General features: G+C 68.2%; 23 protein-coding genes and 2 tRNA genes. 11 read left to right on the top strand and 14 right to left on the bottom strand.

Features of this window, described 5'->3' with window-relative positions; translation table 11 throughout:
* Positions 1-5: 5 nt before the first annotated feature.
* Positions 6-632, top strand: coding sequence for a C39 family peptidase (locus A5757_RS21075; protein WP_066838254.1), 627 nt, complete (start codon positions 6-8; stop codon positions 630-632).
* On the opposite strand, the gene A5757_RS21080 is transcribed toward A5757_RS21075, so the two are convergent.
* The 3 genes from A5757_RS21080 to A5757_RS21090 form a co-directional block, all read right to left on the bottom strand.
* A complete protein-coding gene (locus tag A5757_RS21080) occupies positions 629-1,405 on the bottom strand; it encodes a hypothetical protein (RefSeq protein WP_066838257.1) in 777 nt (258 codons plus the stop codon). The genes A5757_RS21075 and A5757_RS21080 overlap by 4 nt on opposite strands.
* A gap of 48 nt (positions 1,406-1,453) precedes the next feature.
* Positions 1,454-3,877 (bottom strand): CocE/NonD family hydrolase, encoded by a 2,424-nt coding sequence (locus tag A5757_RS21085; RefSeq protein ID WP_066838260.1) that lies wholly within the window; start codon positions 3,875-3,877, stop codon positions 1,454-1,456.
* A gap of 89 nt (positions 3,878-3,966) precedes the next feature.
* Positions 3,967-4,596, bottom strand: a complete 630-nt coding sequence (locus tag A5757_RS21090) for a C39 family peptidase (RefSeq protein WP_066838263.1) — start codon at positions 4,594-4,596, stop codon at positions 3,967-3,969.
* 265 nt (positions 4,597-4,861) lie between these two features.
* Between A5757_RS21090 and A5757_RS21095 the strand changes: the two genes are divergently transcribed.
* The 4 genes from A5757_RS21095 to A5757_RS21110 are packed head-to-tail and all read left to right on the top strand — an operon-like array spanning position 4,862 to position 8,265.
* Positions 4,862-6,196, top strand: coding sequence for a hypothetical protein (locus tag A5757_RS21095; protein WP_066838749.1), 1,335 nt, complete (start codon positions 4,862-4,864; stop codon positions 6,194-6,196).
* A complete protein-coding gene (locus A5757_RS21100; protein WP_066838266.1) occupies positions 6,193-6,594 on the top strand; it encodes a FixH family protein in 402 nt (133 codons plus the stop codon). The genes A5757_RS21095 and A5757_RS21100 overlap by 4 nt, the downstream gene beginning before the upstream one ends.
* A 55-nt stretch (positions 6,595-6,649) precedes the next feature.
* Positions 6,650-7,708 carry a hypothetical protein gene (locus A5757_RS21105; RefSeq protein WP_231984072.1) on the top strand — a complete coding sequence of 353 codons (1,059 nt, stop codon included), beginning with the start codon at positions 6,650-6,652 and terminating at the stop codon, positions 7,706-7,708.
* Complete coding sequence (locus tag A5757_RS21110) at positions 7,705-8,265, top strand: hypothetical protein (protein ID WP_156618604.1); 561 nt, start codon at positions 7,705-7,707, stop codon at positions 8,263-8,265. Before A5757_RS21105 ends, A5757_RS21110 begins: the two co-directional genes overlap by 4 nt.
* 42 nt (positions 8,266-8,307) lie before the next feature.
* Here the strand turns inward: A5757_RS21110 and A5757_RS21115 are convergent.
* A tRNA-Gly gene (locus A5757_RS21115) sits at positions 8,308-8,381 on the bottom strand.
* Between the two features lie 128 nt (positions 8,382-8,509).
* Between A5757_RS21115 and A5757_RS21120 the strand changes: the two genes are divergently transcribed.
* The 6 genes from A5757_RS21120 (at position 8,510) to clpX (ending at position 13,521) form a co-directional block, all read left to right on the top strand.
* Positions 8,510-8,583, top strand: a tRNA-Pro gene (locus A5757_RS21120).
* Positions 8,584-8,637: 54 nt separating this feature from the next.
* Complete coding sequence (gene tig, locus A5757_RS21125; RefSeq protein WP_066838272.1) at positions 8,638-10,038, top strand: trigger factor; 1,401 nt, start codon at positions 8,638-8,640, stop codon at positions 10,036-10,038.
* Between the two features lie 231 nt (positions 10,039-10,269).
* On the top strand, positions 10,270-10,872 hold the full coding sequence (locus A5757_RS21130) for an ATP-dependent Clp protease proteolytic subunit (RefSeq protein WP_066838755.1): 603 nt from the start codon (positions 10,270-10,272) through the stop codon (positions 10,870-10,872).
* Entirely contained in the window at positions 10,869-11,528 is a 660-nt protein-coding gene (locus A5757_RS21135) for an ATP-dependent Clp protease proteolytic subunit (protein ID WP_066838274.1), read from the top strand. Before A5757_RS21130 ends, A5757_RS21135 begins: the two co-directional genes overlap by 4 nt.
* A gap of 104 nt (positions 11,529-11,632) precedes the next feature.
* Positions 11,633-11,920, top strand: coding sequence for a hypothetical protein (locus A5757_RS23340; protein WP_156618606.1), 288 nt, complete (start codon positions 11,633-11,635; stop codon positions 11,918-11,920).
* A 320-nt stretch (positions 11,921-12,240) separates the two neighbouring features.
* Positions 12,241-13,521, top strand: coding sequence for an ATP-dependent Clp protease ATP-binding subunit ClpX (clpX, locus tag A5757_RS21145; RefSeq protein WP_066838279.1), 1,281 nt, complete (start codon positions 12,241-12,243; stop codon positions 13,519-13,521).
* A 79-nt stretch (positions 13,522-13,600) separates the two neighbouring features.
* Here clpX and A5757_RS21150 read toward each other — a convergent pair whose 3' ends face one another.
* The 10 genes from A5757_RS21150 to A5757_RS21195 form a co-directional block, all read right to left on the bottom strand.
* Positions 13,601-14,674, bottom strand: coding sequence for a fatty acid desaturase (locus A5757_RS21150; RefSeq protein WP_066838281.1), 1,074 nt, complete (start codon positions 14,672-14,674; stop codon positions 13,601-13,603).
* Positions 14,675-14,781: 107 nt separating this feature from the next.
* A complete protein-coding gene (locus A5757_RS21155; RefSeq protein ID WP_197497406.1) occupies positions 14,782-15,207 on the bottom strand; it encodes a Rieske (2Fe-2S) protein in 426 nt (141 codons plus the stop codon).
* A gap of 15 nt (positions 15,208-15,222) precedes the next feature.
* On the bottom strand, positions 15,223-15,786 hold the full coding sequence (locus A5757_RS21160; RefSeq protein WP_156618609.1) for a DUF6529 family protein: 564 nt from the start codon (positions 15,784-15,786) through the stop codon (positions 15,223-15,225).
* A complete protein-coding gene (locus A5757_RS21165) occupies positions 15,779-16,213 on the bottom strand; it encodes a hypothetical protein (RefSeq protein ID WP_066838284.1) in 435 nt (144 codons plus the stop codon). The genes A5757_RS21160 and A5757_RS21165 overlap by 8 nt, the downstream gene beginning before the upstream one ends.
* A gap of 75 nt (positions 16,214-16,288) precedes the next feature.
* Positions 16,289-17,593 carry a glycosyltransferase gene (locus A5757_RS21170; RefSeq protein ID WP_066838286.1) on the bottom strand — a complete coding sequence of 435 codons (1,305 nt, stop codon included), beginning with the start codon at positions 17,591-17,593 and terminating at the stop codon, positions 16,289-16,291.
* A gap of 103 nt (positions 17,594-17,696) precedes the next feature.
* On the bottom strand, positions 17,697-18,521 hold the full coding sequence (fdhD, locus tag A5757_RS21175; RefSeq protein ID WP_066838288.1) for a formate dehydrogenase accessory sulfurtransferase FdhD: 825 nt from the start codon (positions 18,519-18,521) through the stop codon (positions 17,697-17,699).
* Between the two features lie 43 nt (positions 18,522-18,564).
* Positions 18,565-19,044: a nuclear transport factor 2 family protein gene (locus tag A5757_RS21180; RefSeq protein WP_066838291.1), complete on the bottom strand. Its 480-nt coding sequence runs from the start codon at positions 19,042-19,044 to the stop codon at positions 18,565-18,567.
* A complete protein-coding gene (locus tag A5757_RS21185) occupies positions 19,041-19,853 on the bottom strand; it encodes an SDR family oxidoreductase (protein ID WP_066838293.1) in 813 nt (270 codons plus the stop codon). Before A5757_RS21185 ends, A5757_RS21180 begins: the two co-directional genes overlap by 4 nt.
* 41 nt (positions 19,854-19,894) lie before the next feature.
* The gene (locus tag A5757_RS21190; protein ID WP_066838295.1) at positions 19,895-20,575 is read right to left on the bottom strand and encodes a hypothetical protein; all 681 of its coding nucleotides are present in this window, start codon (positions 20,573-20,575) and stop codon (positions 19,895-19,897) included.
* A gap of 45 nt (positions 20,576-20,620) precedes the next feature.
* The gene (locus A5757_RS21195) at positions 20,621-21,217 is read right to left on the bottom strand and encodes a TetR/AcrR family transcriptional regulator (RefSeq protein ID WP_066838297.1); all 597 of its coding nucleotides are present in this window, start codon (positions 21,215-21,217) and stop codon (positions 20,621-20,623) included.
* Between the last annotated feature and the right edge of the window lie 60 nt (positions 21,218-21,277).

Consider the following 21,277-nt stretch of genomic DNA (forward strand, 5'->3'; position numbering starts at 1 on the left):
CGACCATGCACGATCACGCCTTCCGCCTTGCCGCCGCCGGAGTCTTCGCGGCAGCCGTCATCGGACTGGCCGGTGTCGCGCACGCCGAGCAGTTCGGCGATCCCGAAGGCGCCGCCGAGTACTGGCACGAGCAGTCCTACGACGACTGCGCGATCATGTCGGCGGCGGACGTGATCGGCCAGATGACGGGCACCGCGCCGGCGGAGGAGGAGATCACCGCCTGGGCCAAGAACCAGCCCAGCGTGTCCGAGCCCGGCGACATGATCTACGAGCACTCCGATGACCCCGACGACCCCAACGCAGGCAGCATCTTCAAAGATCTGCCGATCGTGCTCGACCACTACGGGGTGCCGTCCCGATACGTCGGCGGCTCGGACTTCGAGACGCTCAAAGGCGTACTCGGCCGGCAGGGCGCCGTCATCGTGAACCTCAACGCCGAGACGATCTGGGATCTGCCGGGGGATCGCAGTCAGGCCGACCACGCTCTGGTGGTCACCGGGGTGAACACCGATACCGCAACCGTGCACCTCAACGACAGCGGTGCTGAGGACGGCGCTAACGAGCAGGTCACGATCGACACGTTCCTGGCCGCCTGGCAGGCCAGCGGCAACGAGATGGTGATGACGACCTAGAAGCCGCCGAAGTCGCCCCCGCCGAAGTCGCCGCCACCGAAATCGCCACCCCAACCGCCGTCACCGCCGGCATCCCAGCCGCCGCCGTCGTCGACTCCGCCGCCCTGACCCTGGTCGACCCCAGCGTCATAACCTTGCGCGAAGCCCGCGTCGTAACCCGTGCCGGCCATCCCGGAGAACAGGGCGTCGAACAGCAACACCGAGCCGATGCCCCACGCGCCGGCGACGAGCGCCGGCTTCCACCACGGTTCGGAATACCAGCCGGCCGGGACGGGCCTGCCCGCCACCTGTCCGCCGGGGTAGTAGTTCGGGGTGCGCTGCGACGGCGTCGGCGAGGCCTCGATCTCGCGGCCCTCGAACTGCACGCGACGGTCCTCGGTGACCGCGCCTGCCGAGCGCTGACCGGACAGCGATTCCAGTTCCGGACCCGGGTCCATCCCCATCGCGGTGCGCGCAGCGCGGACGTAGTACAGCCCCTCGACCGCGCTCTCCTTGGCCAGCTGCGCCTGGCGCACCGAGGTGGCCTGATCGATCTGCGACGCGGCGGCGGTGTACCGCTCGGACGCGTCGGCCAGCGCCTGCTTGGACGCGTCGTCGGAGCCGCTGAGGTTGAGCACCTGGCCGCCGAGCCGTTCGATCACCCGCCGGGCGTCGGCCTTGGCGTCGGCAAGGGTCTCGGCGGTGCGCTGCCCGGACCTCTTCGACGCGCTGTAGACAGCGAACGCGAGCGCCGCGACGACCACGATGATCAGGACCAGCAGAACGCCGTTCATCCATTCAGCCTACCGACGGACGGCAGGGTTTCGCGGTGCGCGAACGGCTCAGCGGGGCAGTCCGAACGGCGACGGCGGGGTGGGGGTCGCGATGCCGGCGTTGGTGCGCTGGGTCGCCGTGGTGATGTCCAGCGGGGTGATGGTGCCCGGGTCGGCGGCGCGCAGCGTGAGACCGACGTCTCTGATGTTGAGCCCGCCGAAGCCCACGAAGGTCTCGTAGACCGTGGAGGAGCCGACGATCTGCAGGGTGAGCGTCGAACCGGGCGTCATCGTGTAGGCGATGTTCTCCATCGGCACCGACACCGTGTGCTCGCGGCCGTCGAGCACCACCGGGATGGGGGAGACGAGATTGCCGAGGACCCGGCCGGTCTGGTCGTCGACCAGCTGAGCGAACACCGATCGGGCGCTGCCGTATCCGGAGTAGGTGAACGTGAGTTGCGGTGCGCCCAGCAGGTGGGTGGTCGTCGGCTGCGACGGCACCTTGATGTTGAGCCCCTGGCCGGCGGGCGCCGCCAGCCCCAGCGAGACCGGGAACGGAACCAGGGACTGTGGGCCCGAGCCGAAGAGCGGGATGACCGGCAGCAGGCCGCCGTTGCCGGACACCTCGATGGTGCGCTCCTCCGAGCCGAACGGGATCGAATCCGAGGTGTACCAGTCGCCCAGCTGATCGACCCAGGTGAACTTCGGGCCGGGGAACTCCGGCAGGGTGACGCCCTTGTTCTTGACGTAGGTGTCCATCCACTCCAGCTGTTGGGACACCAGGAAGTTCGTCTGCTGGAAGGTGTTCACCGGGTCGAGGCACACCCCGTGGCCGCCGCAGTACCAGATCATCTTGCTGGGCACCTCGGGGCGCAGCGCCATCGCGTTGTCCATCGCCTGCTGCAGGGTGAACAGGTCGTCGACGGTGCCCTGCAGGAAGAGCGTCGGTGCGGTGATGTTGCGGACGACGGTGGCGGGCGCGTTCTCGGCGAGGAACTGTTCCTGACCGTTGCCGAGCGTGCCGAACAGCACGCCGGTCAGGATCCCGATGTAGATCTGTGGGTCCAGCCGGGCGCCGTTGACCACCAGGTCGAGGAGCAGCAGCGTCGCCCAGGAGGTCTTGAACGTGCTGTTGGGGTACAGCGAGGTGGTCAGCGAATTCCAGGCGATGCCCGGCGCGATCGCGTCGATGCGCTGATCTATGCCCGCCGATGTCAGCTGGATCCCGCCGCCGTAGGAGCCGCCGACCATGCCGATGAGGGGATCCAGGCCGTTGGGGCCGGGTCCCATCTTCGTGCTCGACAGCATCGACATCCAGTCGATGATGGCCGACACGTCGCGGGCCTCGAAATCCTCGGAATCCAGGTGCAGCAGTCCGCCGGACGCAGCTTCGCCGCGCGGATCCCAGGTGATGACGTTGTAGCCGGCGGGGCGCAGCAGCGCGAGTCCGGGCACCAGTCCCGACACCGTGGTCAGCTGGGTGGGATCGGTGTAGCCGGCGGCACCGAGGCTGGGGCCGTTGAGGATCGTCGGCGCCGACTCGCCTGTCCGCAAGCCGAGGGCGGGGAAGTAGTTGGTACTGATCGGCGTGCCGTCGAAGGAGTGGATGGTGGTGGTGAACGCGATCGGATCGCCGGTGGTGAACTCGTTGACCGGGATCTCCACCTCGTAGACCCGGGACCGTCCGATGACGGGGGCGAGCAGATCGCTCACGATCGGGATCTGGTGCAGCTCGCGGATGAGCGGAGTGGCGATCAGCTTGACGATCGACGAACTGTCGAGCACCGCGTCGAGCAGTGACTGCTCGGCGACCAGGACCTCGAACCGGTCCGGCCCGGCGGAGCTCATGCCCGCGAAGTACGGCAGGAACGTGAAATCGCCGGTGGTCGCGTCGAGGGTGACCTTGCCGTTGCCCACGGGACCGCCGACGACGGTGTAGCTCAGCCGGCCGGAGCCGGTGGGTGCGACATTGTCGCCGGTGATGACGCCCTGGAAGACGCTGATGACCGGCTTGTACGGCGTCGGGCCGCTGATCGTGTTCGCCTGTGGCGACGTGAAACTCGGGGATTGCTCGGCCGGTGGGGTGGCCGATTCTTCGGCGGTGGCGGTGGCGGCGGCGATGCGCGAGGTGGACCGCCGCGACGTCGGTGCGTCGCTGCCGCGTTCGGTGCCGGAGTCTGTGGTTGACGTGGACCGTTCGGAGACACGCGCAGAAACCCGTGACGAGATCGGAGTTGTTGTAGCGCTGTCAGTTTCGCTGACGGCGACGCTGTTACTGCGGACGACACCAGTACGTGAAGCGGCGCTGGAGGCCGGGGTGGAGGCGGAGGTAGACGCGGATGCAGACCCGGTGTCGGAGGTGGACGCCGAGCGCGCGACGCCGCTGTCGGCCGTCTCCGCCGACGCCTCACCCGACGCGAGGAAGATGACCACGCCGACGCCCAGCGCGGCCGCCAGACCGCCGACCCGTCCGACATACCGTGCTGCGCTCATCGTGTTCCTTCGTCTACGTCAATAGCACTGAACGCACGGGAGACTACGCGTCGAAGGCCGGGTCGGACGGCGAATTCGAGTGCCCGGTGTCAGGTCGTCACCACCATCTCGTTACCGCCGGTCTGCCAGGCGGCGGTGAACAGGTCGAGGCTGACCTGTTCGTCGGCGCCGTCGTCGGGTCCGCTGTCGTTGAGGTGGACGATGCCGGCGTCGGTGTCGACTCCGGTGACCACCACGGCGTGATCGCTGGAGGTGCGGTCGCCGTCGGCGTCCCAGATCATCTCGCTGTTGACGGTCACGATGACGGCTTTGCCGTCGCCGAGCGCCTCTTCGACGGCATGGAGGCTCGCGCCGTCGACGTACTTGGCGTCGACCCCGTAGTGGGCCAGCACGATCGGTAGGTCGGCGAAGGCCGTGCCGACGTCGGGGTCGGTGTCCGGGTCGCCTTGGCGGTAGATCATGTTGCCGGGCTCGGAGACGCTCGGGGTGTGTTTGGCGAACTCGTCGATCTCGTCCTCGGACGGCTCGGTTCCGGTCATCTGGCCGATGACGTCGGCAGCGGCCATGATGGCGCAATTGTTGTAGCTCTGCGTCACTGTCCAGCCCGCCATCCCGTCCGGATTCCCGTACATCTCGGCGTGCGCGAGGCCGGACAGCCCCAGCGACGCCGCGGCGACCAGGATGGTGGCGGCCACACTGCGGATGAAGGCGTTGGTCATGGTCTTCCCTCTCAGTCGCCGGAGTGGCGTGAGGAGAGAATCTGGTCGGACGCTTGCCGGAATCTTGACGTGGTCTTGATGCGGGGGGCTGAGCGAGGTTATCCCCCTGTCAACGTGGGGGATAACCTTGGCGACTACAGCGTCCCCGAGCGCCATGCTGGTCTTCATGACGTCGCTTGGCGGGTTGAGCTGCACAACCACTGCGCGCCACCGTGGGGCGTTATCTCCCGTACTACTGGCCTTTTTGGGCGGCACGCTGGTGGTCATGACCCTGGCCGGCGTGCCCGCGGCGCACGCTGACAGCATCGGAGCGGGCGCGGACGTGCACGTCGCCCAGTCGCTCGGCGGTCGCGAACTGACCGTCACGATCCGGCGGGTCGGCCCGGTCCTCGGGCCTCTGCACGTCGACGTCGCCACACATCGCGGCGACGCTCCAGGCGCATTGCAACTCACCGCGTCGGCACCGGGAGCCACTCCGAGCAGCGGGCAGGTGACGCTCGGCGCGCCCGGCATCTATTCGACGACGCTCAACGTCGACAGGGCCGGACCGTGGGAACTGATCGTCGACGACGGCCACACCGCGGCACGTATCCCGTTCATCGTTCCGGCGCAGGTGATTCCGCCGTGGAAGAAGGCGAGTGACTACGGCTTCTTCGCCGCGGGCGCGCTGCTGATCATCTCGCTGGGGGCGACGTTGCGCGCGCGCCGCAGTTGGATCGCGCTGGTCCCGGCTGCCGGCATGCTCATCGCGCTGACGGTGGCAGTCACCGGCGCGACGTTGTCGGCGTACTCCCCGCCACCCCCGCAGCCCGGCCAGGATCTCGACCCCACCCTCGAGAACATTCGTGATCCCTACGCGCGCGTTGCGGCCAATTCGCGCAATCCGGTGGACTATTCGCGGCCGCCGATCACCATGGCGGTGTCCGCCGCTGAATCCACGCTGCGTTTGAACCTCACCGACTCCTCGACCGGGCGACCCGCCGACGACCTGTTGATCCACCACGGCGCGCTGATCCATCTCATCGTCGTCTCACCGACGGGCGCCATGTTCCACGTGCATCCCGTGCGTGTCGCACCGGGACGTTACGAGGCGAAGTTCGACACCCCCGAACGCGGTATCTACGCGATGACTGCCGAACTCGCCCGGCGCGGTGGCGGGGTGCAACTGCTGCGTGGCTCGGTCGACGGGCAATCCCCTGCTGCACTGCCGACCGTGGCGCCGCCCTCGGATGGCGAAATCACCGCGACGGTCGCGCCGGCGGGCAGCCCGAGCACGATCCGGGCCAGGTTCGGCGACACCCCCGATCTGCAGCCGTGGCTCGGGATGGTCGGACACATGATGGTCGTCGGACCACTACCCGACGGCCCTGATGTCGGCAAACACGCACTGACAGCACCGGTCTGGTCGCATGCGCATGCCATGGCGCCGCCCGCGCCCGGTGCCGTGGGCGGGCAGCCCGACGAGTCGGTTGCCCGGTACGGACCCGAGATCGATTTCACCTATTCGTTCGCGTTGCCCGGCCGATACAAGGTGTGGGTGCAGACCGAACGTGACTACGCCATTCTGACCGCGCCAACCGAAGTCGAGGTCCAACCGTGAGCCGCGGGCGCCTCGTTGCCGTCGCCGTGCTCGCCACCGTCATCGTCGGCGCCGGAACCTGGGCGTTGTGGCCGAAGTCGAGGGATGAGGGCTCGGCTGCCGCGACGGCGGGGCCGTACCTGGTGCAGCTGATCGGTGAATCGCCGAAGGTCGGACGCACTCCGGTCACCGTCGAGATAACCGGCAACGGGGACCTTACACCGGACTCGGTCACTTTCGAGGCCGCGATGCCCCAAATGGGCCATGCCGCAACACCTGTGGCCGCTGCAGCCCAGGGCGGCGGCCGGTACCGCGCCGACGTGGACTTCTCCATGGCCGGGCCATGGGAGATCACGGTCCGCATCGCCGCAGGCGGCCACGTGCACGAAGCAGTTCTGAGCGCCACCACCAACGGGTAGAGAGGCCACCGCCATGACGAGTGTGGAATCGCGCGGCAAGCTACCGGCGCTTGTCATGCTCGCAGGCACCCTGATCTCGTTGTCGGGATTGACCTGGGACATCGACTGGCACCTCGACGTCGGGCCGGACAGCTTCTTCACGCTGCCGCACCTCTTGATCTACTCCGGCGGCGCGATCGCCGGAGTGACCAGTCTCGTCATGGTGTTGCGGGCCACCGCCGCACAGCGCAGCGGCCGGGATCTCGATCCGACCGTGGGCGGCCGCGCGTTCAAGGTGCTCGGCGTATTCGCCGCGCCGATCGGCTATCTGGTCGCGGGCCTCGCGGCTGCCGCGTTCCTGCTGTACGGGCTGTGGGACGAGTGGTGGCACGGCTTGTACGGATTCGACGTGACCGTCGCGTCACCGCCACACCAGGGTTGGCTGACGTCGATCTGCGTCACCATGATCGGCACCGCGATCGTCTTTGCCGCGGCCCGCGAACATCGCTGGGGCCGTTGGGGATTCATGGTCGCGCTCGCGGCCTTCGGGCAATATGCCTCGATCCAGAGTGGTGCACTGGCCGACATCAACCTGAGTGCGACGATCGACTGGGCCACCCTGACCTGGCTGGCGATTCCGCTGGTCTGCGTGCTGCTCGGATCGCAGGTCGTGCCGCGCGGCGGAGCCCTCGGCACCGGGCTTCTCACGCTGGTGCTGAACCTGGCGACCTGGTCGTTCGCCGGCTGGGCGGTCGGGTGGTACGCCGACCTGCAGCACTTGGAGCTTCGTGACTTCGTCGAGTCGGGCTTTCCCATCGACATGGTGCTGATACCCGCAATCGTCTGTGTGTTCGGCGTCGTCGTCGAGCTCCTGCTGCGATGGAGGGGTTCGAGCGCCTGGCTGCTGGGGGGTTCGGGCGCAGCAGGGTTGATTGCGATCGCCTGGCTGCTCAGCTCGATGGGATCCGGGGGTGTCGACCTGGGTGGCGAGGACGGCGGCGGACATGCCGGCAGCGTCCTGCTGACGTGCCTCGCCGGGGGGCTGCTCGCGGGAGTGCTCGGCGGCGCGACATGGCGACTCGGCCGGGCGTTGCGCGCAACGAACGCGACACCTGCGGTCGGTGCATCAGCATGACCATCTACGAGAGGGTGCGGGCAACCGTCGCGATGCTGTGCGCCGTCGCCGCGCTGTCGATCGGCGCGGCACCGGCCGCTGCCGCCGATCCGCTGGACTATGTCGTGCACACCGAGCACGTCCAGGTGGGTCCGTACCCGGTGACCGTCGGGTTCACCGTGTGGCCGCTGCGCGCCATGCAATCGTTGGATTTCACGTTCCAACCGGACGGCGGAATCGCAGACAAATCCGGCATCATCGCGACGATCGCCCCCGATGGCCGGGAGGAAGCGGATCGGCTGTCCCGCCATCCGCGTAACCGCGCTGTGTGGGGCCTCGACGTCGAGTCGCTCGACTCCTCGGGGACGTGGACGCTGCGGTTCACGATCGACGGTCCGCAGGGCGAAGGTACCGGCGACCTGGCTGTCGAGGTGCTCGAACAGCCAGGACCCCCGCTGGCGCTGAGCTGGCTCATCGGGCTCACCCCGCTGGCGCTGACGGTGGTGTTCTTCGCCGTGGTCTGGCTACGCACCGGCGGGGACCGGGAGGCGGGAGTACCGGACCGGACGGTCCGATAGCCCCACGACCGACCGAAACCGCCCCCACCGAGGCGGTTCCTGTGGAGCGGGCGACGGGAATCGAACCCGCGTAGCTAGTTTGGAAGACTAGGGCTCTACCATTGAGCTACGCCCGCAGCGTGCGAGAGAAGACTGTACCGGCGCGGACCGGATCAAATCCAATTGAAGGTCTCGCGTCGACACCCCGTAGTATCTCGCGTGGTCAGCGCATCGACTGGTGACATGCCGCGGACCGAGACGACATCGGGGTGTAGCGCAGCTTGGTAGCGCATCCGCTTTGGGAGCGGAAGGCCGCAGGTTCAAATCCTGTCACCCCGACTCGCGCCCACCACCCGAACGACCAGCAGAGTCCGAGATCGAGGAGTAACCACCGTGAAGAGCACCGTCGAGAAGTTGGGCCCGACCCGGGTTCGCATCAACGTGGAGGTGCCCTTCACGGAACTCGAGCCCGAGTTCGACCGCGCGTTCAAGCAGCTGGCCCAGCAGGTCCGCCTCCCCGGCTTCCGGCCGGGCAAGGCGCCGCGCAAGCTGCTGGAGGCCCGCGTCGGCCGTGAGGCCATGCTCGATCAGGTCGTCGGCGAGGCCGTGCCGATCCGCTATACCGAGGCCATCACGTCGCAGGACGTCCAGCCGATCGGTCAGCCGCAGATCGAGATCACCCAGAAGGAGTACGGCGCGGACCTCGTGTTCACCGCCGAGGTCGACGTGCGTCCCGAGATCGACCTGCCCGACCTGGGTGACCTGGAGATCGTCGTCGACCCGATCGTCGTCGAGGACGAGGACGTCGACGCGGAGCTGCAGACGCTGCGGGCCCGCTTCGGCACCCTCACCGGCGTCGAGCGTCCCGCGCAGGACGGCGACTTCGTCTCCATCGACCTGTCGGCCACCGTCGACGGCAAGGACGTCCCGGAGGCCAAGACCGAGGGGCTGTCCCACGAGATCGGCTCCGGCCAGCTGATCGACGGCCTCGACGCCGCGATCATCGGACTGTCCGAAGGCGAGACCGCGACGTTCACCACCACCCTGGTCGCCGGCGAGTACGCCGGCCAGGAGGCCGAGGTCACCGTCACCGTCCAGTCCATCAAGGAGCGCGAGCTGCCCGAGGCGGACGACGAGTTCGCCCAGCTGGCCAGTGAGTTCGACACCATGGACGAGCTGCGCGAGAGCCTCGTCGAGCAGGTGCGCCGCGCCAAGCGGGTGCAGCAGGCCGAGCAGATCCGTGACAAGGCCCTCGAACTCCTGCTCGAGGAGACCCAGGTCGACCTGCCCGAGAAGGTCGTGCAGTCCCAGGTCGACGACACCCTGCACAACGCGATCCACGCCCTCGACCACGACGAGGACAAGTTCGCCGAGCAGCTCGCCGAGCAGGGCAGCAGCCGCGAGGAGTTCGACGCCGAGAACCGCAGCAACGCCGAGAAGGCCGTCAAGACCCAGCTGCTGATGGATGCCGTCGCCGACAAGCTCGAGATCCAGGTCGGTCAGAACGACATCACCGAGCGGCTGGTGCTGATGTCGCGCCAGTACGGCATCGAGCCCCAGCAGCTGCTGCAGGTGCTCCAGCAGAACAACCAGCTGCCCTCGATCTTTGCCGACGTGCGTCGCGGGCTGACCATCGCGGCCGTCGTGCACGGAGCCACCGTCAAGGACACCGACGGCACCGAGATCGACACCGCGGAGTTCTTCGGCCCCTCCGGTGGCGCTGCGGCAGAAGCCGGCGCAGCCGACGAGGATGCGGCCGACGAGGATGCCGCGGAGGAGAGCGCACAGTCCTAGTGACGCATCCGGCGGGCAGGAGCGCAGCGACGCGGGGCCACGCTCTGAGCGAACTCGCGGCTGTCAGGGAGTGCACGCCGCCCGAGGTTGGTTAGTGTCGGTGACAGACCGACGCAAGACAGCGACATCGCGAAGCCGCGCCGGCGGCGACCTCGGCGACGAGCCGCCCCGGCAGCGACGACGCACTGGCGACCAAGACGTAAAGAAAGCAGGTACTCAGTCGTGACGGACATGCGTGGCGGGGCGAGCGGTTTCACGCTCCAGGACTCGGTCTACGAGCGGTTGCTCGCAGAACGCATCATCTTCCTGGGTTCGCAGGTGGACGACGACATCGCCAACCGGCTGTGCGCGCAGATCCTGCTGCTGAGTGCGGAGGATCCCACCAAGGACATCCACCTCTACATCAACTCGCCCGGCGGCTCGATCAGCGCCGGCATGGCGATCTACGACACCATGGTGCTCGCGCCGTGCGACGTCGCCACCTACGCGATGGGGATGGCCGCCTCGATGGGTGAGTTCCTGCTCGCCGCGGGCACCAAGGGCAAGCGGTACGCGCTGCCCCACGCCCGGATCCTGATGCACCAGCCGCTCGGCGGCATCACCGGCGGCGCGGCCGACATCGCGATTCAGGCCGAGCAGTTCGCGGTCATCAAGAAGGAGATGTTCCGGCTGAACGCCGAGTTCACCGGACAGACCCTCGAGCGCATCGAGGCCGATTCCGACCGGGACCGCTGGTTCACCGCTCAGGAGGCCCTCGAATACGGGTTCGTCGACCACATCATCACCAGCGCCAGCGTCAACGGCGAAGGACCAGGAGCAGGACTAGACAAATGAGCGACTACGTGAACTCCGCGGCGGACCCCCGGCTGCAGCCCCAGGCCCGCTACATCCTGCCGTCGTTCATCGAGCACTCGAGCTTCGGCGTCAAGGAATCGAACCCCTACGCCAAGCTGTTCGAGGAGCGCATCATCTTCCTCGGCGTGCAGGTCGACGACACCTCCGCCAACGACGTGATGGCCCAGCTGCTGGTCCTCGAGTCGCTCGATCCCGATCGCGATATCACGATGTACATCAACTCGCCCGGTGGCTCCTTCACCTCGCTGATGGCGATCTACGACACGATGCAGTACGTGCGGGCCGACATCCAGACCGTGTGCCTCGGTCAGGCCGCGTCGGCAGCAGCGGTGCTGCTGGCCGCAGGGACGCCGGGTAAGCGCCTCGCGCTGCCCAACGCGCGCATCCTCATCCACCAGCCCGCGCTGGCCGGTGTGATCCAGGGCCAGTTCTCCGACCTCGAGATCCAGGCCAAGGAGATCGAGCGGATGCGCACGCTGATGGAGGAGACCCTCGCGCGGCACACCGGCAAGGATCCGAGCGTCATCCGCAAGGACACCGACCGCGACAAGATCCTCACGGCGGCCGAGGCCAAGGAGTACGGCATCGTCGACACCGTCCTCGAATACCGGAAGCTCTCCGCACAGAAGTCTTGATCGGGTCCCGAACTTCCGCCGAACCGGGCCCGGAGCTCGGAGCCGCGTGCCATTCTGACAATTAGCGGAATGGCTGGTCAGGCGGCGCACGAGAGGTGACGACGGTGGGCATACGGGGCGGCGCGGGAATCGCGGCGGCGGCGGTGGCCGCCGGAGTGTTGTCGCAGGCGCTGGCGCCTCTGGTGGCGTCGGCGCAAACGTGTCCGGCAGGGACGTACTGGGACGCCGCCATGGCGCAGTGCGAGCCGGTCACCGTGGTCGTCAACCCGCCCAATCCGGTCATCGGTCCGGTGGGACCGGCGGGCGTCGGGGGCGTCGTCGGGCCGGCCGGTCCGGGACCCGTCGGACCGGGCCCTGCGGGGCCGGGACCGATCGGATACGGACCTCACTGAAAGCCTCCGATACCGCATCACGACCTCAGCCGGGCCGGTGTGACGCCGCCCGGCTGAGGTTCTGCGCGGGCGTGGGTACTCTCGGTCGGGTAACGCCTGCGACACGCCAGAGACACGGCGGCGCGTTCGGAGGGGCCGCAGCGTTTGCAGGCGTTATGTTGGCGCGACAACAGCTGAAAACCACCGGGGCGATTCGATCATCGGTCGCACCGCACCGGAGATAACGGGTAGCGTCGAGAGCCAAGGCATTCCTCGGATCTGCGATGGGACCCACCGCATCCGACAGTCGGACGTCGAACAGGAAGTAGGACCCCACCACCATGGCGCGTATCGGAGACGGCGGTGACCTGCTGAAGTGCTCGTTCTGTGGCAAGAGCCAGAAGCAGGTGAAGAAGCTCATCGCCGGCCCCGGCGTGTACATCTGCGACGAGTGCATCGACCTCTGCAACGAGATCATCGAAGAGGAGCTGGCCGACGCCGACGACGTCAAACTCGACGAGCTGCCCAAGCCCGCCGAGATCCGCGAGTTCCTCGAGAGCTACGTCATCGGCCAGGACACCGCCAAGCGCACGCTGGCCGTCGCGGTCTACAACCACTACAAGCGCATCCAGGCCGGCGAGAAGAGTCGCGATTCGCGCAACGAGCCGGTCGAGCTGACCAAGTCGAACATCCTGATGCTCGGCCCCACCGGCTGCGGTAAGACCTACCTGGCGCAGACCCTGGCCAAGATGCTCAACGTCCCGTTCGCCATCGCGGACGCCACCGCGCTGACCGAAGCCGGCTACGTCGGCGAGGACGTCGAGAACATCCTGCTCAAGCTCATCCAAGCCGCCGACTACGACGTCAAGCGCGCCGAGACCGGCATCATCTACATCGACGAGGTCGACAAGATCGCCCGCAAGAGCGAGAACCCGTCGATCACCCGTGACGTGTCCGGCGAGGGTGTGCAGCAGGCGCTGCTGAAGATCCTCGAGGGCACGCAGGCCTCGGTGCCCCCGCAGGGCGGACGCAAGCACCCGCACCAGGAATTCATCCAGATCGACACCACCAACGTGCTGTTCATCGTCGCCGGCGCCTTCGCCGGGCTGGAGCGGATCGTCTCCGACCGGGTCGGCAAGCGCGGTCTGGGCTTCGGTGCCGAGGTTCGATCCAAGGCCGAGATCGACACCCAGGACCACTTCGCCGAGGTCATGCCCGAGGACCTGATCAAGTTCGGTTTGATCCCCGAGTTCATCGGCCGGTTGCCGGTCGTCGCGTCGGTGACCAACCTGGACAAGGAATCGTTGGTGAAGATCCTGTCCGAGCCGAAGAACGCGCTGGTCAAGCAGTACACCCGGCTGTTCGAGATGGACGGCGTCGAGCTGGAGTTCAACGAGGACGCACTCGATGCCATCGCCGACCAGGCCATCCATCGCGGCACCGGCGCCCGCGGCCTGCGCGCCATCATGGAAGAGGTCCTGCTGCCGGTGATGTACGACATCCCCAGCCGCGACGACGTCGCGAAGGTGGTCGTGACCCGGGAGACCGTGCAGGACAACGTCCTTCCGACGATCGTGCCGCGTAAGCCGCCGCGCAACGAGCGCCGCGAAAAGACCGCGTAGCTCGTCGAGACTGCAGTCAGGGCTGTGAATCCGCGCGATTCACAGCCCTGACGTCATTCTCGGCGGAGGTGTGCCGAGCTCAGCGGATAAAGCGGTCGGGCAGTGCGTACCGGTGGATGGTGCGGAACGTCTGCCAGTACTGCCGCGGCAGCGGGCCGGTGGTGTACGGCAGGTCGTACTTCTCGCACAGTGCCCGCACGCGTCGCGCGATCTGAGCCAGCCGGTTGCTCGGCAGGTCCGGAAACAGGTGGTGCTCGATCTGGTAGCAGAGGTTGCCGCTCATGAACGCCAGCGCGGGCCCGGCGTTGAAGTTGGCGCTGCCGAGCATCTGCCGCAGATACCACTCGCCCCGCGTCTCGTTCTCGAGTACCTCGGGATCGAATTTCTCGGCGCCGTCGGGGAAGTGCCCGCAGAAGATCACCATGTACGCCCACAGATTCCGCAGCACATTGGCCGCGGCGTTGGCCGCCAGTGTGCGCCGCCAGCGACGACCGCTGAGCGCCGGGATGGCGATGTAGTCCTTGGCGATCTGGCGCCCGGCTTTGGCCGCCAGTTCGTGGCCGCCCTTGGATCCGCCGATCTCCAGCGCCCGGTCACGGGCAGCGTGCAGGCCGTGTAGCGCGATACCCCACTCGAAGATGGCGGCCAGCAGCACGTTTCGTATCGGCGCCGCCAGATAGTCCGGTTTCCACTCCTGATCGGGGGAGACCCGCAGCACGCCGAAACCCAGGTCGTCGTCGACGCCGATGACGTTGTTGTAGACGTGGTGGGTGTAGTTGTGGGAGTACCGCCACTGCGACGAGAGACCGGCCATATCCCACTCCCAGGTGTTGGAGTGAATCTCCGGATCGTTCATCCAGTCCCATTGACCGTGGCCGACGTTGTGGCCGATCTCCATGTTCTCGATGCTCTTTGCGGCCGCCAGGGCGACCGTGCCGAGCAACCAGCCGCGCCGGGACCGGCTGCGGTGGATGACGACGCGGGCCGCCAGATCGAGCAGACGTTGGACACGGATGGTCCGCCGGATGTAGGCGGTGTCGCGCGCGCCGAGCGAGCTCTCGACGTCGGCGCGGATCGCGTCCAATTCGACGGTCAGCGCCTCGAGATCGGTTTCGCTGAGGTGCGCGAAAGCAGCGACCTGCCTGATTGCCACAGTGGGTCCTCGGGTCGGGTGGGATGGTTGCGAACGTCACCGCACGCTGAAGACCATCCAGGCTGGACCGGCTCCTGTGCCCACCTTACGCGGTGACCGCCGCACCCTCAGCCCGCGAAGATCTCACCGTCTCTGACGGTCACCGGACGCGACGCGAGCGGCTGGACCGCCGGACCCTGTATCACCGAACCGTCCAAGCGGAAGCGGCTGCCGTGACAGCGGCACACGATCTCGGCCTCTTCCACCGCGGCGACCTTGCACCCGGCGAGCGGACACGTCGACGACAGACCAGTGAAGGTGCCCGGCGTCGGTTGGGTCACCACGATGTCGTCGACGATCACCCCTGAGCCGACCGGCACGTCTGCGGTCGCGGTGAGTGGCCGGTTCGGGGCAGGGGCGTCGCCGTCTCCAGTGGACGATTCGTCCGGCTTCCTGCCGTAGGCCGTGCAGGCGGCCAGGACCGCGGTGACCAATCCCAGTCCGGCGCCGAGCACGACGTGGCGGCGGGGTGCACCGACGGAATGGATCCGCATGTAGTGCTCCTCTCTCTAGAACGTGAGTCCGCTGGTGCGGAAGAACCACAGGGCCGAGGTCAGCCACACGTAGACCAGGCTGAAGAACACGAGGCCGCCGATGACAGGGATGATCCACGGCGTCAGCCGGCGATGGGTCAACAACAGCATTTTCGACACGAACGCCCCGTAGAAGAAGCACCCGAACAGCGAGTGAAACAGCACCCGGTTGTCGGCGGAGGAGAACCCGAGCGCATACAGGCAGTGCACGGCAACCGGAGCGGTGGCGAGAACGGCCAGCCGCCCCGACCACACATGCGCACGCCCGATCCAGCGCGGGGTGCCTGCACGCGGCAGCAGCCGGTACATCGCGAACGCCGACAGCAGCTGAAACAGGGCGAGAACGACGGCGAGAGTGGCGAGCCATGACTTGACCGCCGTGCCGCTCGAGAAGCCGGCCAGGTTGACCGAGAAGAACCGGGGTTCGTGCGTCACTGCGAATGCACCCAGGGCGACGGCGGTCAGCGCCCCGGCGGCGACGGCGGCAGCCGCCGGCCAGCCTCTGTGCGTCGTCGAGATCGGCTGGGTCGCCTCAGTCATCGGTGGGCCTCACCGGGCGGGCGTAGAAGCTCCAGCTGTCGCCCTCGACGGTGAGGGTGCCGGTGATGCCGGCCGGCGTGATCCGGCCGATGAGGCGACCGCTGCCTCCCGGGTCGGTGAGGTCGAGGGAGGCCGCGGAGGTGCGGCCCTGCAACCATTTTGCGATACCCCGGTTGTCGCAGGCGTATGCGCGGGCGCGGTCACCGTCGATGTCGACGTCGACGACCAGGGGCGATTCGGCGGTGCGGATCTCCGCCCGGTAGCGGGCCTGCCGCGGTGTCACCGGCGGTGCCGGGACCGTTGCGGTGACCGGGGCCAGGGCGGGGGATTGCACGGGTGCGGACTCGTGCGAGCCATTGGCGAGCCAGACCGCCGCTCCGGCGGCGGCGACGGCGCCCAGCGTGATGAGCGGGCTGCGGTGCGTCATGGACGTCATTCCTCATCGGTCGGTGGTCTGTGATCGGGGGTAGGCAGAACGGGTCGGCGCACGAGCGGTGGGACATCAGCGCACCCGCGCGCCGCGCTCGGCGATCACCTCGTCGATGAGAGCGGCGATCTCCGCCACCCCGTCCCGGCGGGCCAGCGCCGCCTGCAGGCGGCACGCGTTGTCCCGGTAGCTCCGGCGATCCAGGACGGTGCGCACCGCGGCGCGCACGGCATGCGGCGACGGCGTCCCCGTCTTCAGGTTCACCCCCGCACCGCTCCAGGCGACGCGGGCGGCGACCTCGGGTTTGTCCTCGGTGTCGCCCGCTACGACCATCGGGACACCGGCCGCCAGCGCGCGCTGCACGGCGCCGTAGCCGCCGTTGGTGACCATGACGTCCACCTTGGGTAGCAGTACGTCGTGCGGAAGGTATTCGGAGACATAGGCATTGGCAGGTAACCGGTCGCCGAGCGCGGACACCGGCCTGCCGCCGGTGGTGGCCACGACCGTCACCTCCGTGTCGGCGAGCGCCTCGATGGTCGGGGCCAGCAGGCGGGTGAGGTCGGCGTTGTCGATCGTGCCCTGGGTGACGTGGACTACCGGCCTGTCGCCGTCGAGGACGTGCCACCACGAGGGCGGCCGGAAGCCGATCGTCGGCGCGGGGTGGACTGCGCCGACGTAGCGCACGTTGGACGGCAGATCGGAACGTGGATAGTCGAATTCTGGGACGGTCGGGGCGATACAGCGGTCTGCGAGCAGTCCGGAATCGGTGACGAACACCGGCAGGCGGGGTGCATTCAGGCGGTCGAGCAGGTGGTTGGCCGCGGCGTGCGATCCGCGCAGCAGCACCCGCTGGGTCAGTGCCGTCAGCGCCCGGTTGCGGAGGCGACCGAACGGGGACGACGACGGGTGCAGCCCGAGGCCAGTCGGTCCGGTGTCACGGCTGCTGATGAACAGCGGAGTGGTGGAGTAGGTCAGGATCGGTGGGCGCGCGGCTGGGTCACCGAGCAGGAACGGCAGGATGCCGAAGAACATTGCGTCGGAGATGACCGCGTCGAATCGGTTGTGGGAGAACAGGTCTGCGAGCGCAGCGCTCTGATGGGGCATCGGCTTGACAAAGATGTTGGTGATGTCGAAATCCACCCGGTGGATACCGGTCGTCGAGGAGCGGCCGGGGAACTGCTCGTCGAGTCGGGCCTCGTCGAGGTCGGTCTGCGGTGGCAGAGCCCGGTGCCGGGCGCCGGCGGCGCTGACTTTCGCTGCGTGCGCGGCGGCGGTCAGCACGGTGACGTGGTCACCGCGGTCGACCAGTCCGCGGGCGAGGTTGAGCAGGGGTCCGATGTGGCCGATCGGCGACATCGAGGTGATCAGGATCTGCGGCATGGACTGCTCCCGTCTGGACGTTTCATCGGAATTCGATGGTCAGCCAGACGGTGTAGGTGGAGCTTGGAGGTTTTGTGGAGATCCGGTGGAGATCAGGCGAACGTCAGCGGGTGATCCGGTCGGGACGGGTGTAGACGTTCATCGACTCGCCGCGCAGAAACGCGACCAGGGTCAGCCCGGACTGGGCGGCCAGATCGACCGCCAGTGACGACGGCGCGGACACCGCGGCCATGATCGGGATACCCGCCATGACCGCCTTTTGCGTCAGCTCGAAGGATGCCCGGCCGCTGACCAGTAACACAGTGCCGTTCAGCGGGATTCGGCCGGCCTCGAGGGCCCAGCCGATCACCTTGTCGACGGCGTTGTGCCTGCCGATGTCCTCGCGCACCACCAGCATCTCCCCGTCGGTGGTGAACAGCGCGGCGGCATGAAGTCCCCCCGTGCTGGCGAACACCTTCTGCGACTTGCGCAGCCGGCCCGGCATCGCCGACAGCGCGGCGGCCGACACCCGCGACGGCTCGTCACCGGGGCAGTGCCTGCTGGTCAGACGCACCGCCTCCAGGGACGCCTTTCCGCACACTCCGCAGGACGAGGTGGTGTAGAAGTTGCGGCGCATGTCGGTGCTCGGCGGCGGCACGTGCGGCGCGAGGGCGACGTCGAGGACGTTGTAGGAGTTGACCCCGTCCGAATCAGCGCCGCGGCAATAGCGCACGGTCAGCACGTCGTCGCGGTGGCCGATGACCCCTTCGGTGAGCAGGAAGCCTTGGGCGAGTTCAACATCCGCGCCCGGTGTGCGCATGGTGACCGTCAACGGTTCACCGCTGAGCCGAATCTCGAGGGGTTCCTCGACCACCAGGGTCTCCGGGCGCGCGACGCTGTCGACCGCGGTGACGTGATGCGCGCGCCTGCGCGCAGTGACCCGGCCCATGACTCAAGCCTATAGGCGGCCGATCAGACGGCGCCCCGCACGCTCAGCGGCCGGCCACGCCGTCGGCGAGCAGCGCGGGCGCCTCGGGACCACCGTCGAGCGCGCGGGTGGTGCGCACCGCGATCCGCCACCGCCCGTCGATGCGGCGCAGCCGGAAGTGGTTCGCCGCGGCGCGCCACACCGCGAAACCCTCCGCGCGCCGGGTCACCACGATCGATTCGCACACCGCGACCGCGGAGTCGCCGTCGACCGTCACGACGGCAGGCCCGAGGAAGTGGCAGCACCCACGGGCGATCAGGCCCCGGTGGCCGTCGGAGCGCACCATGGCCGCCACCTCGTCGCTGCTGCGCATCTGCCACCCCTCGACGTCGTAGACGCCGTCGGCGGCCCACAGTGCGGCCGCGGCGTCGGACTCCCCGGCGTCCACCAGGGGCCCGTACGACGCGATCAGCCGCTCGACGGCGCGTTCGTCCTCCATGCGTTGGACCCGGCGTTCCAGCCGTGCCAGCGCGTCGTCGTTCATGTGTTCGCCTTCCCGGGGTCGCCGGCGCCGATGAGCCGCTGCATGAACTCGTGGGTGCCCAGCACCAGCTTGCGCCGGTCCGGGTCGTTGCGGCGGGCCACGTCGTCGGCGTTGCCGCCGGCCACGTACACCGGTCCGTCGGCCAGATGCGCCAGCCCCTCACGCGCGACGTCGGCCGGTTCGGCGACCCGCAGGCCCGGCAGGTCGAAGTTGAGGCCTACGCGCTCCATCGCGGGGGTGCGCGTGACACCGAGCACCAACTCCAAGACGTGGACGTCGTGGTCGCGCAGTTCCAGCCACAGGCTCTCGGCAAAGATGCGCCCGAACGCCTTGACCCCGCCGTAGACGGTGTGGCGGACCGATCCGAGATAACCGGCCATGGATCCGACCATGAGAATTCCGCCGCGCCTGCGCTCGCGCATGGGCCTGCCGAAATGCTGTACCAAAGCCAGCATGGTCGTGATGTTCAGGTCGAGCACCTGCTGGAACTCGGCGAGCTCACCGTCGAGGAAGTCCTCGCTGCAGGTGTTGGCGCCCGCGTTGTAGATCAGCAGCCCGACCTCGACGTCGGCGACGGTGTCGATCACCCGCGGCACAGCGTCGGGGGCCACGAGATCCACCGCGAGGGTGCGCACCTCGACGCCGCGCGCCCGGCAGTCCGCAGCCGTCTGATCCAGCGGTCCGGGCTTGCGCGCCACCAGCATCAGATTCAGTCCGGCGTCGGCCAGTTGGCGCGCGAACTCGGCGCCCACCCCTTCCGATCCGCCCGCGATGATCGCCCACGGTCCGTATCGCGTCATGTCAGTCATGGCTGCATCCTCCCGCAGCGCCGAGGTGGCCCGGCACCGCGTCAGGTGCGGGTGACGATCATCGTCTGGTCATAGATTTGCCACGCCGCAACGAACGTGTCGATGGACACCTGTTCGTCGGCGCCGTTCTCGACACCGCTGTCATTGAGGTGGACCATCCCCGTACCGGTGTCCACGCCGGTGACGACCAGACCGTGCGCTGACCCGTCGGAGTCGTCCTCCTGATTCCAGATCTTCCAGGCGTCGACGATCGCGATCACCTTGCGGCCCTGGCCGAGGTACTGCTCGAGCGCGTCGATCCCGGCGTCGATGTTGCCGTCCCTGCCGCCCCGGTCGGCATCGGTGTAGTCCGATTCGATGCCGTAGGCGCGCAGCAGCGCGGGCACGTCGGCGCCGTTGGTGCCGGCTCCGCCGTCGGGGTCGGATGGGTCGTCCGGGGTGTAGATGGGCCCCGGGTGCGACTCGCTGGGCGTCCGGGAGGCGGTGGCGATGATGTCCTGCTCGGAGGGCAGGTCACCGGTGACCTGCCCGATCACGTCGGCGGTGGCCATCAGCACGCAGTCGCCTTCGGTCTGCTGCGCCCAGTACTGGGCAGCCCCGGCCGGATCGCCGTACAGAGTGCCGGATTCGCTGGCCGCGGCGGTGGCGGCCGTTCCGAAGGCAGCCGCACCGATCATGGTGGCGACGACGGCCGCGCGGGCCATGTTGACGAGTCTGCGCATGGTGTCCTCCTGGTCGGCGCCGGTGTGGCGGTTCGACCATGAGACTCAGTCGTCACCCTCCACGGATGGTTGGCGCATTCTTGGAGCGGACGGCTGCAGATACGTCACGATCGCGTTCGTGAGGCCGCGCCGCGCGAGGTCGAGGTCGTAGTACGACCCGAGTTGGCGTTCGGAGACCAGCCCGCGCATGGCGCCGGGGATGAACGAGGCGACCTCGCGCACCCGTTCCGGGTCGACGTCTACGTCGGCGAAGGCCGTCTGGCAGTCGGCGATCCAGTTGCGGCCCCACGACTGCAGTTCCGCGGCGGTCTGGGGATACAGCCGTTCCAACTCGGCGCCGTCGCGGGGGAGAGCGGCGCGCAGCGTCTCGATGGCCCGCGAGTCGGGCGCCGAGAGACCGTCGAAAAGCAGGTCGATAATCGCCGAAACACGTTCCCTCAGGGGTGCTTCCGGTGTCGCCATGGACGGCAGCTGGCCGCGGCGCTCGGCGGTGCGGGCGAGCACGGCGGCCCAGAGGCCGTCGATGTCGCCGAACTGGTACTTCACCGCACCCCAGGTGGCGCCGGCGTCCTTGGCGATGCGGTTGGCCGACGCGGCGGCGACGTCCCCGGTGGCCAAGGCGCGCAACGCGGCGTCCAGCATCCCGTCGCGGGTCGCCTGTCCGCGGCGGTTCGTACGCCTCGCCGTTTCTGCCACTTGACG

Source organism: Mycobacterium sp. 852013-51886_SCH5428379 (assembly GCF_001665575.1).
In the GTDB taxonomy this organism is placed as follows: domain Bacteria; phylum Actinomycetota; class Actinomycetes; order Mycobacteriales; family Mycobacteriaceae; genus Mycobacterium.

What these genes read in the sequence shown, in the direction of transcription:
- fdhD (WP_066838288.1), bottom strand. Translation starts at nt 18,521, where the DNA reads ATGGGCCGGGTCACTGCGCGCAGGCGCGCGCATCACGTCACCGCGGTC.
- A5757_RS21095 (WP_066838749.1), top strand. Translation starts at nt 4,862, where the DNA reads ATGACCCTGGCCGGCGTGCCCGCGGCGCACGCTGACAGCATCGGAGCG.
- A5757_RS21110 (WP_156618604.1), top strand. Translation starts at nt 7,705, where the DNA reads ATGACCATCTACGAGAGGGTGCGGGCAACCGTCGCGATGCTGTGCGCC.
- A5757_RS21185 (WP_066838293.1), bottom strand. Translation starts at nt 19,853, where the DNA reads ATGACTGACATGACGCGATACGGACCGTGGGCGATCATCGCGGGCGGA.
- A5757_RS21130 (WP_066838755.1), top strand. Translation starts at nt 10,270, where the DNA reads ATGCGTGGCGGGGCGAGCGGTTTCACGCTCCAGGACTCGGTCTACGAG.
- A5757_RS21090 (WP_066838263.1), bottom strand. Translation starts at nt 4,596, where the DNA reads ATGACCAACGCCTTCATCCGCAGTGTGGCCGCCACCATCCTGGTCGCC.
- A5757_RS21155 (WP_197497406.1), bottom strand. Translation starts at nt 15,207, where the DNA reads ATGCGGATCCATTCCGTCGGTGCACCCCGCCGCCACGTCGTGCTCGGC.
- A5757_RS21160 (WP_156618609.1), bottom strand. Translation starts at nt 15,786, where the DNA reads ATGACTGAGGCGACCCAGCCGATCTCGACGACGCACAGAGGCTGGCCG.
- A5757_RS21105 (WP_231984072.1), top strand. Translation starts at nt 6,650, where the DNA reads ATGCTCGCAGGCACCCTGATCTCGTTGTCGGGATTGACCTGGGACATC.
- A5757_RS21190 (WP_066838295.1), bottom strand. Translation starts at nt 20,575, where the DNA reads ATGCGCAGACTCGTCAACATGGCCCGCGCGGCCGTCGTCGCCACCATG.
- A5757_RS21165 (WP_066838284.1), bottom strand. Translation starts at nt 16,213, where the DNA reads ATGACGCACCGCAGCCCGCTCATCACGCTGGGCGCCGTCGCCGCCGCC.
- A5757_RS21085 (WP_066838260.1), bottom strand. Translation starts at nt 3,877, where the DNA reads ATGAGCGCAGCACGGTATGTCGGACGGGTCGGCGGTCTGGCGGCCGCG.
- A5757_RS21170 (WP_066838286.1), bottom strand. Translation starts at nt 17,593, where the DNA reads ATGCCGCAGATCCTGATCACCTCGATGTCGCCGATCGGCCACATCGGA.
- A5757_RS21080 (WP_066838257.1), bottom strand. Translation starts at nt 1,405, where the DNA reads ATGAACGGCGTTCTGCTGGTCCTGATCATCGTGGTCGTCGCGGCGCTC.
- A5757_RS21195 (WP_066838297.1), bottom strand. Translation starts at nt 21,217, where the DNA reads ATGCTGGACGCCGCGTTGCGCGCCTTGGCCACCGGGGACGTCGCCGCC.
- clpX (WP_066838279.1), top strand. Translation starts at nt 12,241, where the DNA reads ATGGCGCGTATCGGAGACGGCGGTGACCTGCTGAAGTGCTCGTTCTGT.
- A5757_RS21075 (WP_066838254.1), top strand. Translation starts at nt 6, where the DNA reads ATGCACGATCACGCCTTCCGCCTTGCCGCCGCCGGAGTCTTCGCGGCA.
- A5757_RS21180 (WP_066838291.1), bottom strand. Translation starts at nt 19,044, where the DNA reads ATGAACGACGACGCGCTGGCACGGCTGGAACGCCGGGTCCAACGCATG.
- A5757_RS21135 (WP_066838274.1), top strand. Translation starts at nt 10,869, where the DNA reads ATGAGCGACTACGTGAACTCCGCGGCGGACCCCCGGCTGCAGCCCCAG.